Below are 13,199 nucleotides of genomic sequence, written 5' to 3' on the forward strand. Positions count from 1 at the left end.
CCGCGGCCGCCTGCGTTCTGCCGCCTTGCAGGGGCCGTTTCGGGCGCCTGATATTTTAGGCTTGAAATATATCGCTATCGGTGCGATCCTGTTTCCAGGTGGAAGTCGAGAGCGAGGAAGATGGGATGAGGGTTGCGGTTCTTGGCGGTGGTCCGGCTGGCCTTTACTCGGCGATCTCGATGAAGCTCAGGGATCCCGGTCATGAGGTGGCCGTCTATGAGCGCAACCGGCCGGACGACACCTTCGGCTGGGGGGTGGTTCTGTCCGACGAGACACTGGCCAATCTGCAGGCCAACGATCCCGTCAGTGCTGCGGCGATCCGCGAGAATTTCGCCTATTGGGACGACATCGCCGTCTTCTATCGCGGCACCCGGACCGTTTCCACCGGGCACGGCTTTTGCGGCATCGGACGCAAGAAGCTGCTTCTTATCCTTCAGGAGCGGGCGCGCGCGCTTGGCGTCGATCTGCATTTCCAGACCGAGATCGACGATCCACGGCCCTTCATGAAAAGCCATGACGTCGTCATCGCCGCCGACGGCCTCAACTCCAGGTCCCGCACGGCCTTTGCCGATGTCTTCGAGCCTGACATCGACATCCGCAAGTGCAAGTTCGTCTGGCTCGGCACGCATCAGAAATTCGACGATGCCTTCACCTTCATATTCGAGGAGACCGAGCACGGCTGGGTATGGGCCCATGCCTATCAGTTCGACCGCGACACGGCGACCTTCATCGTCGAGTGCTCGCAGCAGACCTGGGAGAAGTTCGGCTTCGGCGCGATGTCGAAGGAGGAATCCATCGCCACCTGCGAGCGGATCTTCGCCGCGCATCTGGGTGGCCACAAGCTCATGTCCAACGCCAACCACATCCGCGGGTCGGCCTGGATCAACTTCCCCCGCGTGCTGTGCGCGCGCTGGTCGCATCAGAACCTGGCTCTGATGGGCGATGCGGCGGCGAGCGCCCATTTCTCCATCGGTTCGGGCACCAAGCTTGCGCTTGAAAGCGCCGTGGCGCTGGCCGACTACATCCACAGCGAGCCGACGCTGCAGGCCGCGTTCCAGAAATATGAGGAGGCGCGGCGCACCGAGGTGTTGAGGCTGCAGTCGGCGGCGCGCAACTCGCTCGAATGGTTCGAGGATGTCGAGCGCTACCTGCATCTCGACCCGGTTCAGTTCAACTATTCGCTGCTCACCCGCTCGCAGCGCATCAGCCATGAGAATCTGCGCCTGCGCGATCCGCAATGGCTGGCCGGCGCGGAGGCCTGGTTCCAGCGCCGGGCCGGCGGCACCGACGGCGCTCGCGCGCCCATGTTCGCGCCCTTCAGGCTGCGCGATATGAAGCTCGTCAACCGTATCGTGGTCTCGCCCATGGCCCAGTACAAGGCAGTGGACGGCTGCCCGACCGACTGGCATTTCGTGCATTATGCGGAGCGCGCCAAGGGCGGGGCGGGGCTCGTCTTCATCGAAATGACCTGCGTGACGCCGCAAGGGCGCATCACGCCGGGCTGCCCGGGCCTCTATGCGCCCGAGCACGAGGCCGCCTGGAAACGCATCGTCGATTTCGTGCACCGCGAGACGGAGGCGAAGATCTGCGCCCAGATCGGCCATGCCGGCGCCAAGGGCTCGACCCAGGTTCCCTGGGAGGATGCGGAGGCGCCGCTCGTCTCCGGCAACTGGCCGCTGATTGCGCCCTCCGCGGTGGCCTGGAGCGATGCCCACCCCGTTCCCAGGGAAATGACACGCAAGGACATGGACGCGGTGCGCGATGCCTTCGTCGCCGCCGCCGAGATGGCGGACCGCGCCGGCTTCGACATGCTCGAACTCCACATGGCCCATGGCTATCTGCTGTCGGCCTTCATCACGCCACTCACCAACCGGCGCACCGACGAATATGGCGGCAGTCTCGAAAACCGCATGCGCTTCCCCCTGGAGGTCTTCCACGCCGTGCGCGCGGTCTGGCCGCAGGAAAAGCCGATCTCGGTGCGCATTTCCGCCAATGACTGGGTGGGCGAAGAGGGGATCGGCCCGCAGGACGCGGTGGAGATCGCCCGCCTGCTGCAGGCGGCGGGCGTGGACATCTGCGACGTCTCCGCTGGGCAGACCTCGCTGCGCGCCAAGCCGGTATACGGCCGCATGTTCCAGACCCCTTTCTCCGACCGCATCCGCAACGAGACAGGCATGGCCACCATGGCGGTCGGCAACATCTACGAACCCGACCATGTGAACTCCATCCTGATGGCCGGCCGCGCCGACCTCGTCTGTCTCGCCCGGCCGCATCTGGCCGATCCCTACTGGACGCTGCATGCCGCGGTGGAGCTGGGGGACCGCCAGGTGAAATGGCCCGATCCCTATCTGCGCGGCCGCGAACAGGCCTACCGCCTCGCCGAACGGCGGGACGCCATGCTGGGGAAGGTGTGATGACCGCCATCGTGGGAACCCATGCGCTGGTCACGGGCGGCGGCTCGGGTGTTGGCCGGGCAATCGCGCTGGCGCTTGCCGAGGCGGGGGCGGCCGTCACCATCTGCGGGCGGCGCATGGAGCCGCTCAAGGCCGTTGCCGCACGCCATCCCAACATCGAGGCCATGGCCGCCGACATCACCGACGAGGCTTCGATGGAGCACCTCTACCGCCAGTCCGAGGCGGCCCGCGGCGCCATCGACATCGTGGTCGCCAATGCCGGTGTCGCCTCCAGCGCGCCCGCCGCAAGGACGGCGCTTGCCGACTGGAAACGGATGCTCGACATCAATCTCACCGGCGCCTTTCTCACGGTGCGCCCGGCCCTTGCCGGCATGGCGGCGCGCAGGGCCGGGCGCATCGTCTTCGTGGCATCCGCCGCCGGTCTCAAGGGCTATGCCTATGTGGCGCCCTATGTGGCATCCAAGCACGGGGTCATCGGCCTGATGCGGGCGCTTGCCATCGAATATGCCGCAAGCGGGATCACCGTAAACGCGGTCTGCCCCGGCTATGTGGAGACCGATATGCTGGATCAATCGGTCGCCCGCATCGTCGAGAAGACGGGACGCTCGCAGGAAGAGGCGCGCGCCAGCCTGAAGGCCGCCAATCCGCAGGGACGCTTCATCCAGCCAGAAGAGGTGGCATCCGCCGTGCTGTGGCTCCTGAGCCCGGGCGCCGGCTCCGTCACCGGCCAGGCCATTTCGATTTCGGGAGGCGAGACATGATGAATGCACCTCTGTCGGCAGTCGGTCAGAAGCCGGAGCGCGGCGACAAGCAGCGCCTGCGCCTGTGGATCAGGCTGCTGCGCACAACGCGCATCGTCGAGGGCGAGCTGCGCGAACGCCTGAAGCGCGAGTTCGACACGACCCTGCCGCGCTTCGACGTGATGTCGGCGCTCTACCGCAGGCCCGAGGGCATGCTGATGAGCGATCTCTCGCGCTTCCTTCTGGTCTCAAACGGCAATGTGACGGGCATCGTCGACCGGCTGGTGAGCGACGGTTTCGTGATGCGCACCAAGAAGGAGGGCGACAAGCGCACATCCGTGGTGCGGCTCACGCCGGCCGGCGTCGCGCTGTTCGAGAAGATGGCAGCCGCCCACGAGCGCTGGATTACAGAGCTTCTGGGCAGCATCGAAACGGCCGAGGTGCACCGGCTTTCGGAAATGCTTCGCGCCTTTCGCAGCAATTGGGAGATCGATCATTGACCCCCGTCAAGATGGCAAACTTCGAGCCGGAGCATTTCCTGTGGCGCATGGAAGGCCGGGTGGCGGTGCTTCAGCTCAACAGGCCGCAGCGGAAGAACCCGCTCACCTTCGAGTCCTATGCGGAGCTGCGCGACACCTTCCGCAACCTCGCCTATGCCGATGACGTGGATGCGGTCGTGCTGCTGCCCAATGGCGGCAATTTCTGCTCGGGCGGCGATGTGCACGACATCATCGCCCCCCTGACCGGCATGGGAATGAAGGAGCTTCTGGCCTTCACCCGCATGACCGGCGATCTCGTCAAGGCGATGCTCAACTGCGGCAGGCCCATCATCGCCGCCGTCGAAGGGGTGGCCGTGGGTGCCGGTGCCATCCTCGCCATGGCGGCGGACATTCGTCTTGCCACACCCGAGGCCAGAACGGCCTTTCTCTTCACCCGCGTGGGGCTTGCCGGTTGCGACATGGGCGCCTGTGCGATCCTGCCGCGCATCATCGGCCAGGGCCGGGCGGCGGAACTTCTCTATACGGGCCGCACCATGTCGGCCGAGGAGGGCGAGCGCTGGGGGTTCTACAACCGGCTGGTGCCCGGCGAAACGCTGGCGGCGGAGGCCCTGGAACTGGCCGGTCGCATCGTCTCCGGTCCCACCTTCGCGCATGGCATCACAAAGACGCAGCTCAACCAGGAATGGGCGATGGGCCTCGACCAGGCGATCGAGGCCGAAGCGCAGGCGCAGGCGATCTGCATGCAGACGAGGGACTTCGAGCGCGCCTACCGCGCCTTCGTCGCCAAGGAAAAGCCGGTGTTCGAGGGCAATTGATGGTGGACAAAAGCTTTCTCTCCTGGCCATTCTTCGAGGAGCGCCACCGCGCCCATGCGCAGCGGCTGGAAGCCTGGTGCGCGGCCAATCTGCCGGTCGACCACGGCGATGTCGATGCGGCCTGCCGCGAACTGGTTGCAAGGCTCGGTCGCGATGGCTGGCTGAAACCGACGGCGGTCGATCCCGCCGACCCCGCGCCGCTCGACGTGCGCACCCTGTGCATCACCCGCGAGACGCTGGCGCGCCACGACGGGCTTGCCGATTTCGCCTTCGCCATGCAGGGGCTCGGCACCGGCGCCATCAGCCTCTACGGAACCCCCGATCAGCAACGCTGGCTGGAGCGGACGCGGGCCGGCACGGCAATCGCTGCCTTTGCCCTCTCCGAGCCGCGCTCCGGCTCCGACGTCGCCCATATGGAGATGACCGCCGAGCGCGACGGCGATCACTATGTGCTGGAGGGCGAGAAGACCTGGATCTCCAATGGCGGCATCGCGGATTTCTATGTCGTCTTCGCGCGCACGGGCGAAGCGCCGGGGGCCAAGGGCATTTCCGCCTTTCTGGTGCCCGCGGACACGAAGGGGCTTGCCGTTGCCGAGCGGCTTCAGGTGATGGCGCCGCACCCCTTGGCCCGCCTCCGCTTCGACAGGGCCCGCCTGCCGGCTTCAGCCATGATCGGCAGGCCGGGCGAGGGCTTTCGCATCGCCATGTCGGTGCTCGACGTCTTCCGCGCCACGGTGGGGGCCGCCGCACTCGGCTTTGCCCGCCGTGCGCTGCAGGAAAGCCTCGGGCGGGCAGCCGGGAGAAAGCTTTTCGGCGCGCCCATGGCCGAGTTGCAGATGGTGCAGGGGCACCTGGCACAGATGGCCCTTGATGTGGATGCCGCGGCCCTTCTGGTCTACCGTGCCGCCTGGACCAAGGACATGGGGGCTGCCCGCGTCACGCGGGAGGCCGCGATGGCAAAGCTCTTCGCCACGGACCGCGCACAGGATGTGATCGACCGCGCCGTGCAGCTTCACGGCGGGGACGGCGTGCGCCGCGGACATATCGTCGAAAGCCTCTATCGCGAGATACGCGCCCTGCGCATCTATGAGGGGGCCTCCGATGTGCAGAAGGTGGTGATTGCCCGGCAGCTGCTCTCAAACGCTTGAGAGGCGGGGCGCCCGATAACGCTGAGTGAAGGAAGACCGATGGCAGATCGCGAAACATTCGACTGGGCCGACCCCTTCGGGCTCGAACGCCAATTGTCGGAAGAAGAGCGCATGGTGATGCAGACCGCTCGCCGCTATGCGCAGGACAAACTCGCCCCTCGCGTGCTGGAAGCCTTCCGGCACGAAAGAACCGATGCCCAGATCTTCCGCGAGATGGGAGAGCTCGGGCTTCTCGGGCCCACCATCGCGCCGGAATATGGCGGCGCCGGCCTTTCCTACACCGCCTATGGCGTGATTGCGCGCGAGATCGAACGGGTCGACAGCGGCTACCGCTCGATGATGAGCGTGCAGTCCTCTCTGGTGATGCTGCCCATCGAAGCCTTCGGCAGCGCGGAGCAGAAGGCACGCTATCTGCCGGGGCTTGCGCGCGGGGAGCTCATCGGCTGTTTCGGTCTCACCGAGCCCAACCACGGCTCGGATCCGGGCTCGATGGAGACGCGCGCCCGCGCCGTCGATGGCGGGTTCAGCCTCAGCGGCGCAAAGACCTGGATCACCAATGCGCCGATCGCCGATGTCTTCCTCGTCTGGGGCAAGACGGAGGATGGCGCCATCCGCGGCTTCATTCTGGAGAAGGGATGGAAGGGCCTTTCGGCACCCAAGATCGAGGGAAAGGTGGGCCTGAGAACCTCGGTTACGGGTGAAATCGTCATGGACGAGGTCTTCGTGCCGGCGGAGAACATGCTGCCCGAGGTCTCGGGACTGAAGGGTCCGTTCACATGCCTGAATTCGGCGCGTTTCGGCATCGCCTGGGGTGCGCTGGGGGCCGCGGAAGCCTGTTATGCCACTGCCCGGCAATATGTGCTGGAGCGCAAGCAGTTCGGGCGCCCGCTGGCCGCCAATCAGCTCATCCAGAAGAAGCTCGCCGACATGGCGACCGAGATCGCGCTCGGACTGCAGGGCTGCCTGCGCCTGGCGCGCCTGAAGGAGGAGGGGCATCCGCCCGTGGAGCTTACCTCCATCCTGAAGCGCAATTCCTGCGGCAAGGCGCTCGAGATCGCGCGGGTCGCGCGCGACATGCTGGGCGGAAACGGCATTTCCGACGAGTTTTCCGTGGCACGCCATCTGGTCAATCTGGAGGTCGTCAACACCTATGAGGGCACGCATGACATCCACGCCCTCATCCTCGGCCGTGCCATTACCGGCATTCCAGCCTTTGCGAATTGAGGAGTCCCGATGCACAGCATTCTGCAGCCCGAGGGTTGGGCCAAGCCCATTGGCTATGCGAACGGTGTTGCCGCCCGCGGCAGGCTCGTCTTCGTCGGCGGCCAGGTGGGATGGAACGCCGATTGCAGGTTCGAGCATGATGACCTTGTGGGGCAGGTGCGCCAGACGCTTGCCAATGTCGTGGCCGTGCTTGCCGAAGCCGGCGCGCGGCCGGAACACCTGACCTCCATGACCTGGTATTTCACCGACAAGGCGGAATATCAGGCAAATCTGAAGGAAATCGGCGACGCCTACCGTGCGGTGATCGGCCGGCACTATCCGGCGATGGCGGCCGTGGAGGTTACGGCACTGATGGAGGACCGCGCCAAGGTGGAAATCCAGGCAATGGCCGTGGTTCCTGACTGAGGGCATCATGCAGGACGAGGACGACAAGGGCGCGGCGATACGCTTCTCGCAAACCGTCTCAGGCAGGCTGCAGAATGGTGTGCTGCTGGTGGTGATCGACAATCCGCCGGTCAATGCCGCCTCGGCAGACATGCGGGCTGGCCTGCTTGCCGCCATCCGCCATGCCGATGAGGACGGGCATGTCCGCGCCGTGGTCGTCACCGGCGCGGGACGCGTCTTTGTCGGCGGCGCCGACATCAGGGAGTTCGGCCAACCCCCGGCCGAACCGCCACTGCCGAAGCTGGTCGAGACCATCGAGGCGAGCACGAAGCCCGTGGTGGCCGCCATCAACGGCGCCGCGCTGGGCGGAGGGCTCGAAATTGCCCTTGCCTGTCACCACCGCATCGCCGCCGAGGCGGCCAAGGTGGGATTGCCGGAGGTGAAGCTCGGCGTGGTGCCCGGTGCCGGCGGCACGCAACGCCTTCCACGGCTTTCGGGCCTTGCCAGGGCGGCCGAATTGATCGCCAGCGGGCGGATCGTGGCGGCTTCGCAAGCCCTGTCGCTCGGCATCGTGGATCAGGTGGTTGCCGGCGATCCGACACAGCAGGCGCTTGCCCTCGCCCCGCAGCTCGCCGCCGCGCCGCTGCGCCGAACCGGGGCGCTGACGGTCGGAAGCGAGGAGGAGGCCGCCATCGACAAGGCGGTGGCCAGAATTCTTGCGCGGGCGCGCGGCCAGGAGGCGCCCGCAGAGGCCGTGCGGCTCGTGCGTCTTGCGGGCCTGCGACCGCTGGCCGAGGGGCTGGCCGAGGAACGCGCGACATTCCTGCGATTGCGCGACTCCGACCAGGCAAAGGCGCTCCGCCATGTCTTCTTTGCCGAACGGGCCGCGGCGAAGGTGAGGGGGCTCGAAGGGATCGAGCCGCAACCGGTGGAGACGGTCGGCGTGGTCGGCTGCGGCCTGATGGGCTCCGGCATCGCCGTCTCGGCGCTGAATGCCGGTTTTCAGGTGATCGTGGTGGAACAGTCGCAGGAGGCGGCCGCAAGGGGACATGAGCGCATCGAATCGATGGTCGAGCGGGCGGTGAAATCCGGCCGCATCGACGAAGCCGGGCGCAAGCAGCGCCTTCAACGCCTCACCGTCAGCCATGCGCTCGCCGATCTTGCCATGGCCGATGTCGTGATCGAGGCGGTCTTCGACGATCTCGCCGTCAAGAGCGCGCTCTTTGCAAAGCTCGATGGCATCGTCCGTCCCGACACGGTTCTTGCCACCAACACCAGCTATCTGGACCCCGACGCCATAGCGGCAGCGACAAAGAGGCCGGAGCGCGTCTGCGGCCTGCATTTCTTCTCCCCCGCCCATGTGATGCGGCTCGTGGAGGTGGTGCGGTGCGAAAAGACGGCGCCGCAGGTTCTTGCCACCGGCATGGCGCTTGCCCGCCAGCTCGGGAAACTGCCCATTGTCTGCGGCGTCTGCGAGGGCTTTATCGGCAACCGCATCTTCTCGGCCTATCGGCGCGAGGCGGAGTTTCTGGTCGAGGATGGCGCCTGGCCACAGGAGATCGACGCGGCGATGGAGGAATTCGGCTTCGCGATGGGCCCCTTCGCCGTGTTCGATCTGGCGGGGCTCGAGATTGCATGGGCACGGCGCAAGCGGCAGGCAGCCCGGCGCGACCCGGCCGAACGCTATGTGGAGATCGCCGACAGGCTGTGCGAAATGGGCCGCTTCGGCCAGAAGACCGGCCGCGGCTGGTATGCCTATCCCGACGGGGTGCGCACCGTGGATCCCGAGGTGACGGCGCTGATCGAGGCGTGCCGCAAGGCAAAGGGCATTGCCGCACGCGAGATCCCGAAAGACGAGATCGTCACCCGCCTGCTTGCGGCCATGGCAGAAGAGGGCAGGGCGGTGCTCGCCGAGGGCATTGCCGAAAGGGCAGGGGACATCGACCTGGTGATGATCCATGGCTATGGCTTTCCCGCCCACCGGGGCGGGCCGCTCTTTGCCGCCGGCCAGGGCCTGACGTCCTGAGCCGGCGGCTCGTCGCGCCGCCTATTCGGCCAGCAGGGCCCGCGTGAGGGGGTGATGGGGATCGGCCAGCCCGTCGATGACGGTGAAATGGTGGCGATCGGGTTCCACCACCGCCGAGGTGACGGCACCGAGACCCGTCCATATATTGGCAAGCAGCGCATTTTGGCGCAGAAACTCCGCGCGCTCGCCACCGCCCACCCAGCAGGTGATGCGCGCGCCCTCGATGGGGCGCAAGAGGGCCGGGCTTTCGGCCTGTGCCTCGGCCTCGTCGATCATGAGCTTTTCATTCATGGCCGTGCGCATGAGCGGGCGCAGATCGTGCAGCCCGGAGATCGAGACGACGCGACGAATGCGCCGTCGAACATCCGGCGCAAGCGGCGTTGTGTGCGAGATCATCCGGCTGGCGAGATGGCCGCCGGCGGAATGCCCCGTGAGCAGCAAAGGCCCGTCCACCATGCCGGCCGCCATGGCGATGGCCGCGGCCACCTCCTTCACGATGCCGGCAATGCGGATCTGCGGGCACAGCGTGTAGGAGGGCATGGCAACGGCATAGCCGTGCTCCAGCGCGCCCCCGGCCAGATGCGACCAGTAGCTCTTGTCGAGCTTCAGCCAGTAGCCGCCATGGACGAAAACCACGAGACCCCTCGGCCCTCCGGCCGGCAGGAACAGGTCGAGGCGGTTGCGCGGGCGCTCGCCATAGGCAAGGTCCAGGCGCGCCCGGCCCGCCTTGGAAAGGCGGTCGCGGAGATGCCGGGCCGGCTCCTCCCAGGCCTGCGGCCATCGCTCGCCACCGGGAATGTTGGGACCGTTGGCATAGGCGTCGTCCCAATCGGTGATCATGCGCTCGAACATCGGCCGCTCCCCTCCCTTGACACAGCCATAAAAGCCGCCCTCCGGGCAGCGGAGTCAACCGCCCCCGAAAAAATTTTATACTTGAAGTATTTTGCGACTGATGTCATCCTTGCAGTGCCTGGACGAGAGTGGGAGGCTCGCCGTGCCCTTCATGAATGCCGGTTTGCAGGCCTGTCTTGAGAATGCCGCCGGATGCAGCGTGTGCCCCCTTGTCCCGCCTGAACCAGGGAGGACTGCATGAGGCTTGGACCGACTGCGCATGTCGACACCTTTGCGCGCGACAATCTTCCGCCGCCGGATGAATGGCCGGACCTGCTTCTCGACGGGTTTGAATATCCCGAATACCTCAACGCCGCCGTCGAGCTGACGGACCGCATGGTCGAGAAGGGCTTTGCCGACCGCACCGCCCTGATCGGCAATGGCCGCCGCCGCACCTACAAGGAGCTGGCCGACTGGACAAACCGGCTCGCCAATGCGCTCGTCGAGAATTATGGCGTCAAGCCGGGCAATCGGGTTCTCATCCGCTCGGCCAACAACCCGGCCATGGTGGCCTGCTGGCTGGCTGCCACCAAGGCGGGTGCCGTGGTCGTCAACACCATGCCGATGCTCAGGGCCGGCGAGCTTGCCAAGATCGTCGACAAGGCGCAGGTCTCGCTGGCGCTTTGTGACACCCGCCTGATGGACGAGATCGTCGCCTGCGCGAAGGAAAGCCGGTTCCTCAAGCAGGTGGTGGGTTTCGACGGCACGGCAAATCACGATGCGGAGCTCGACCGGGCGGCTCTCGACAAGCCGGTCACCTTCGAGGCGGTAAGGACCGGCCGGGACGATGTGGCGCTTCTGGGCTTTACCTCCGGCACCACCGGCGTTCCCAAGGCCACCATGCATTTCCATCGCGATCTGCTGATCATCGCTGACGGATATGCCCGGGAGATCCTGCAGGTGACCCCCGACGACGTGTTCGTGGGCTCGCCGCCCCTGGCCTTCACCTTCGGCCTTGGCGGCCTTGCGATCTTCCCGCTGCGCTTCGGCGCGGCCGCCACGCTGCTGGAGCAGGCCACGCCGGCCAACATGATCGACATCATAGAAACCTACCGCGCGACGATCTGTTTCACCGCGCCCACCGCCTATCGGGCCATGCTGAAGGCGATGGACGACGGCGCCGACCTCTCCTCGCTGCGCGCGGCGGTCTCGGCAGGGGAGACGCTGCCAGCCCCGGTCTTCGAGGAGTGGATCGCAAAGACCGGCCGGCCGATCCTCGATGGCATCGGCGCTACGGAAATGTTGCACATCTTCATCTCCAACCGCTTCGAGGACCTGAAGCCCGGGTCCACCGGCCGGCCCGTAAGCGGCTATGAGGCGCGCATCGTCGACGACGAGATGAACGAGCTGCCGCGCGGCACGCCGGGCAGGCTGGCCGTGCGCGGCCCCACCGGCTGCCGCTATCTGGCCGACGAACGGCAACGCGCCTATGTGCGCAACGGCTGGAACATCACCGGCGATTCCTTCCTGCAGGACGAGGAGGGGTTCTTCCATTTCGTCGCGCGCAGTGACGACATGATCATCAGCGCCGGCTACAACATCGCCGGCCCCGAGGTGGAGGCGGCGCTTCTCACGCATCCCGATGTCGCCGAATGCGCGGTGATCGGCGCCCCTGACGCCGAACGTGGGCAGATCGTCGAAGCCTATGTGGTGCTTGCCAAAGGCGCAAAGGGCGATGCGCAGTGCGTGAAGCGCCTGCAGGACCACGTGAAGGCAACCATCGCGCCCTACAAATATCCGCGCTCGATCAGGTTCGTCGAGGCGCTGCCCAAGACGCAGACGGGCAAGATCCAGCGCTTCCGGCTGCGCGAGGAGCCCACGCAATGACCGCGTTCTCAAGGTTGCACTGCCGGCGGAAGTCTGGAAATCTCGCTGCCAACTCTGAAACACCCAATCACGGGAGGGGAACGACAATGAAAAATGCTCTTGCCACGGGACTGCTCGGCCTGTCGCTCATGGCCGCCGGCCCAGCCGCGGCCGAGCCGGTGAAGATCGGCGTCATCACCACGCTGTCGGGCGGCGGCGCCGGGCTCGGCATCGACATGCGCGACGCCTTCACGCTGGCCATCGAGCAGTCCGGCAACAAGGACATCGAGCTCGTCATCGAGGACGATGCCCGCAAGCCCGAGCTTGCCGTGCAGATTGCCCAGAAGATGATCCAGAGCGACAAGGTCGACCTCATGACCGGCATCATCTGGTCGAACCTGGCCATGGCCGTCGTGCCCAACGCGGTGGCCCAGGATGTCATCTATCTGTCGCCCAATGCCGGCCCCTCGGCGCTTGCCGGACCCAACTGCCACCCCAACTATTTCAACGTCGCCTATCAGAACGACAATTTTCACGAGGCGATGGGGCAATACGCCAACCAGGACTACAAGAAGACCTTCATCCTTGCCCCCAATTATCCGGCCGGCAAGGATTCGCTCACCGGCTTCAAGCGCTTCTACAAGGGCGAGATCGCCGGCGAGGTCTACACCAAGGTGGGCCAGACCGACTATGCCGCCGAGATCGCGCAGATCCGCGCCTCGGGCGCCGACTCCGTCTTCTTCTTCCTGCCCGGCGGCATGGGCATCGCCTTTCTGAAGCAATATGCCCAGTCGGGCGTCGACATTCCCATCATGGGCCCCGCCTTCTCCTTCAGCCAGGACATCCTGCCGGCGGTGGGCGATGCGGCGCTGGGAATCAGGAACTCGGCCACCTGGGCCAAGGACCTCGACAACGAGGCCAATCACAAGTTCGTCGAAGCCTTTCAGGCCAAATATGGCCGTCTGCCTTCCGTCTATGCGGCGCAGAGCTGGGATACCGCAAACCTCATCCTGTCCGCGCTGTCCAAGGCGAGCGTGAAGGACAAGGAAGCGTTCCGTGCGGCATTGAAGGAGGCCGATTTCGAATCCGTGCGTGGCAAGTTCAGCTTCAACACCAACAACCACCCGATTCAGGATATCTATATCCGCGAGGTGGTGAAGGAAGGCGATGTCCTGACCAACAGGATCGTGGCCAAGGCCTTTACCGATCACAAGGACGCCTACGCGCAACAGTGCAACATGTAGGGCGCCC

General features: G+C 65.9%; 11 protein-coding genes. 10 read left to right on the plus strand and 1 reads right to left on the minus strand.

Annotation, left to right across the window (positions count from 1 at the left end; all coding sequences use genetic code 11):
• Window positions 1-125: 125 nt before the first annotated feature.
• The 8 genes from NYR58_RS03605 to NYR58_RS03640 are packed head-to-tail and all read left to right on the plus strand — an operon-like array spanning window position 126 to window position 9,251.
• The gene (locus tag NYR58_RS03605; RefSeq protein ID WP_261519099.1) at window positions 126-2,414 is read left to right on the plus strand and encodes a bifunctional salicylyl-CoA 5-hydroxylase/oxidoreductase; all 2,289 of its coding nucleotides are present in this window, start codon (window positions 126-128) and stop codon (window positions 2,412-2,414) included.
• Window positions 2,414-3,175, plus strand: coding sequence for an SDR family NAD(P)-dependent oxidoreductase (locus NYR58_RS03610; protein WP_261519100.1), 762 nt, complete (start codon window positions 2,414-2,416; stop codon window positions 3,173-3,175). Before NYR58_RS03605 ends, NYR58_RS03610 begins: the two co-directional genes overlap by 1 nt.
• A complete protein-coding gene (locus NYR58_RS03615; RefSeq protein ID WP_261519101.1) occupies window positions 3,172-3,654 on the plus strand; it encodes a MarR family winged helix-turn-helix transcriptional regulator in 483 nt (160 codons plus the stop codon). The genes NYR58_RS03610 and NYR58_RS03615 overlap by 4 nt, the downstream gene beginning before the upstream one ends.
• A gap of 11 nt (window positions 3,655-3,665) precedes the next feature.
• Window positions 3,666-4,469, plus strand: a complete 804-nt coding sequence (locus tag NYR58_RS03620; protein WP_261519173.1) for an enoyl-CoA hydratase family protein — start codon at window positions 3,666-3,668, stop codon at window positions 4,467-4,469.
• Entirely contained in the window at window positions 4,469-5,617 is a 1,149-nt protein-coding gene (locus tag NYR58_RS03625; RefSeq protein ID WP_261519102.1) for an acyl-CoA dehydrogenase family protein, read from the plus strand. The genes NYR58_RS03620 and NYR58_RS03625 overlap by 1 nt, the downstream gene beginning before the upstream one ends.
• A gap of 39 nt (window positions 5,618-5,656) precedes the next feature.
• The gene (locus tag NYR58_RS03630; RefSeq protein WP_261519103.1) at window positions 5,657-6,841 is read left to right on the plus strand and encodes an acyl-CoA dehydrogenase; all 1,185 of its coding nucleotides are present in this window, start codon (window positions 5,657-5,659) and stop codon (window positions 6,839-6,841) included.
• A 9-nt stretch (window positions 6,842-6,850) separates the two neighbouring features.
• Window positions 6,851-7,246 (plus strand): RidA family protein, encoded by a 396-nt coding sequence (locus NYR58_RS03635; RefSeq protein WP_261519104.1) that lies wholly within the window; start codon window positions 6,851-6,853, stop codon window positions 7,244-7,246.
• Between the two features lie 7 nt (window positions 7,247-7,253).
• Window positions 7,254-9,251 (plus strand): 3-hydroxyacyl-CoA dehydrogenase NAD-binding domain-containing protein, encoded by a 1,998-nt coding sequence (locus NYR58_RS03640; protein ID WP_261519105.1) that lies wholly within the window; start codon window positions 7,254-7,256, stop codon window positions 9,249-9,251.
• 21 nt (window positions 9,252-9,272) lie between these two features.
• Here the strand turns inward: NYR58_RS03640 and NYR58_RS03645 are convergent, their stop codons facing one another.
• Complete coding sequence (locus NYR58_RS03645; RefSeq protein ID WP_261519106.1) at window positions 9,273-10,103, minus strand: alpha/beta hydrolase; 831 nt, start codon at window positions 10,101-10,103, stop codon at window positions 9,273-9,275.
• Between the two features lie 237 nt (window positions 10,104-10,340).
• Between NYR58_RS03645 and NYR58_RS03650 the strand changes: the two genes are divergently transcribed.
• Window positions 10,341-11,969, plus strand: a complete 1,629-nt coding sequence (locus tag NYR58_RS03650; protein ID WP_261519107.1) for a benzoate-CoA ligase family protein — start codon at window positions 10,341-10,343, stop codon at window positions 11,967-11,969.
• 86 nt (window positions 11,970-12,055) lie between these two features.
• A complete protein-coding gene (locus tag NYR58_RS03655) occupies window positions 12,056-13,192 on the plus strand; it encodes an ABC transporter substrate-binding protein (RefSeq protein WP_261519108.1) in 1,137 nt (378 codons plus the stop codon).
• Window positions 13,193-13,199 lie beyond the last annotated feature (7 nt).

Source organism: Chelativorans intermedius, from assembly GCF_025398255.1.
GTDB classification, from domain to species: Bacteria; Pseudomonadota; Alphaproteobacteria; order Rhizobiales; family Rhizobiaceae; genus Chelativorans; species Chelativorans intermedius.

Bases quoted from the DNA above. Each gene is read 5' to 3' on its own strand.
- NYR58_RS03635 (WP_261519104.1), top strand. From the start codon at position 6,851: ATGCACAGCATTCTGCAGCCCGAGGGTTGGGCCAAGCCCATTGGCTAT.
- NYR58_RS03605 (WP_261519099.1), top strand. From the start codon at position 126: ATGAGGGTTGCGGTTCTTGGCGGTGGTCCGGCTGGCCTTTACTCGGCG.
- NYR58_RS03630 (WP_261519103.1), top strand. From the start codon at position 5,657: ATGGCAGATCGCGAAACATTCGACTGGGCCGACCCCTTCGGGCTCGAA.
- NYR58_RS03650 (WP_261519107.1), top strand. From the start codon at position 10,341: ATGAGGCTTGGACCGACTGCGCATGTCGACACCTTTGCGCGCGACAAT.
- NYR58_RS03615 (WP_261519101.1), top strand. From the start codon at position 3,172: ATGATGAATGCACCTCTGTCGGCAGTCGGTCAGAAGCCGGAGCGCGGC.
- NYR58_RS03610 (WP_261519100.1), top strand. From the start codon at position 2,414: ATGACCGCCATCGTGGGAACCCATGCGCTGGTCACGGGCGGCGGCTCG.
- NYR58_RS03640 (WP_261519105.1), top strand. From the start codon at position 7,254: ATGCAGGACGAGGACGACAAGGGCGCGGCGATACGCTTCTCGCAAACC.
- NYR58_RS03645 (WP_261519106.1), bottom strand. From the start codon at position 10,103: ATGTTCGAGCGCATGATCACCGATTGGGACGACGCCTATGCCAACGGT.
- NYR58_RS03620 (WP_261519173.1), top strand. From the start codon at position 3,666: ATGGCAAACTTCGAGCCGGAGCATTTCCTGTGGCGCATGGAAGGCCGG.
- NYR58_RS03655 (WP_261519108.1), top strand. From the start codon at position 12,056: ATGAAAAATGCTCTTGCCACGGGACTGCTCGGCCTGTCGCTCATGGCC.
- NYR58_RS03625 (WP_261519102.1), top strand. From the start codon at position 4,469: ATGGTGGACAAAAGCTTTCTCTCCTGGCCATTCTTCGAGGAGCGCCAC.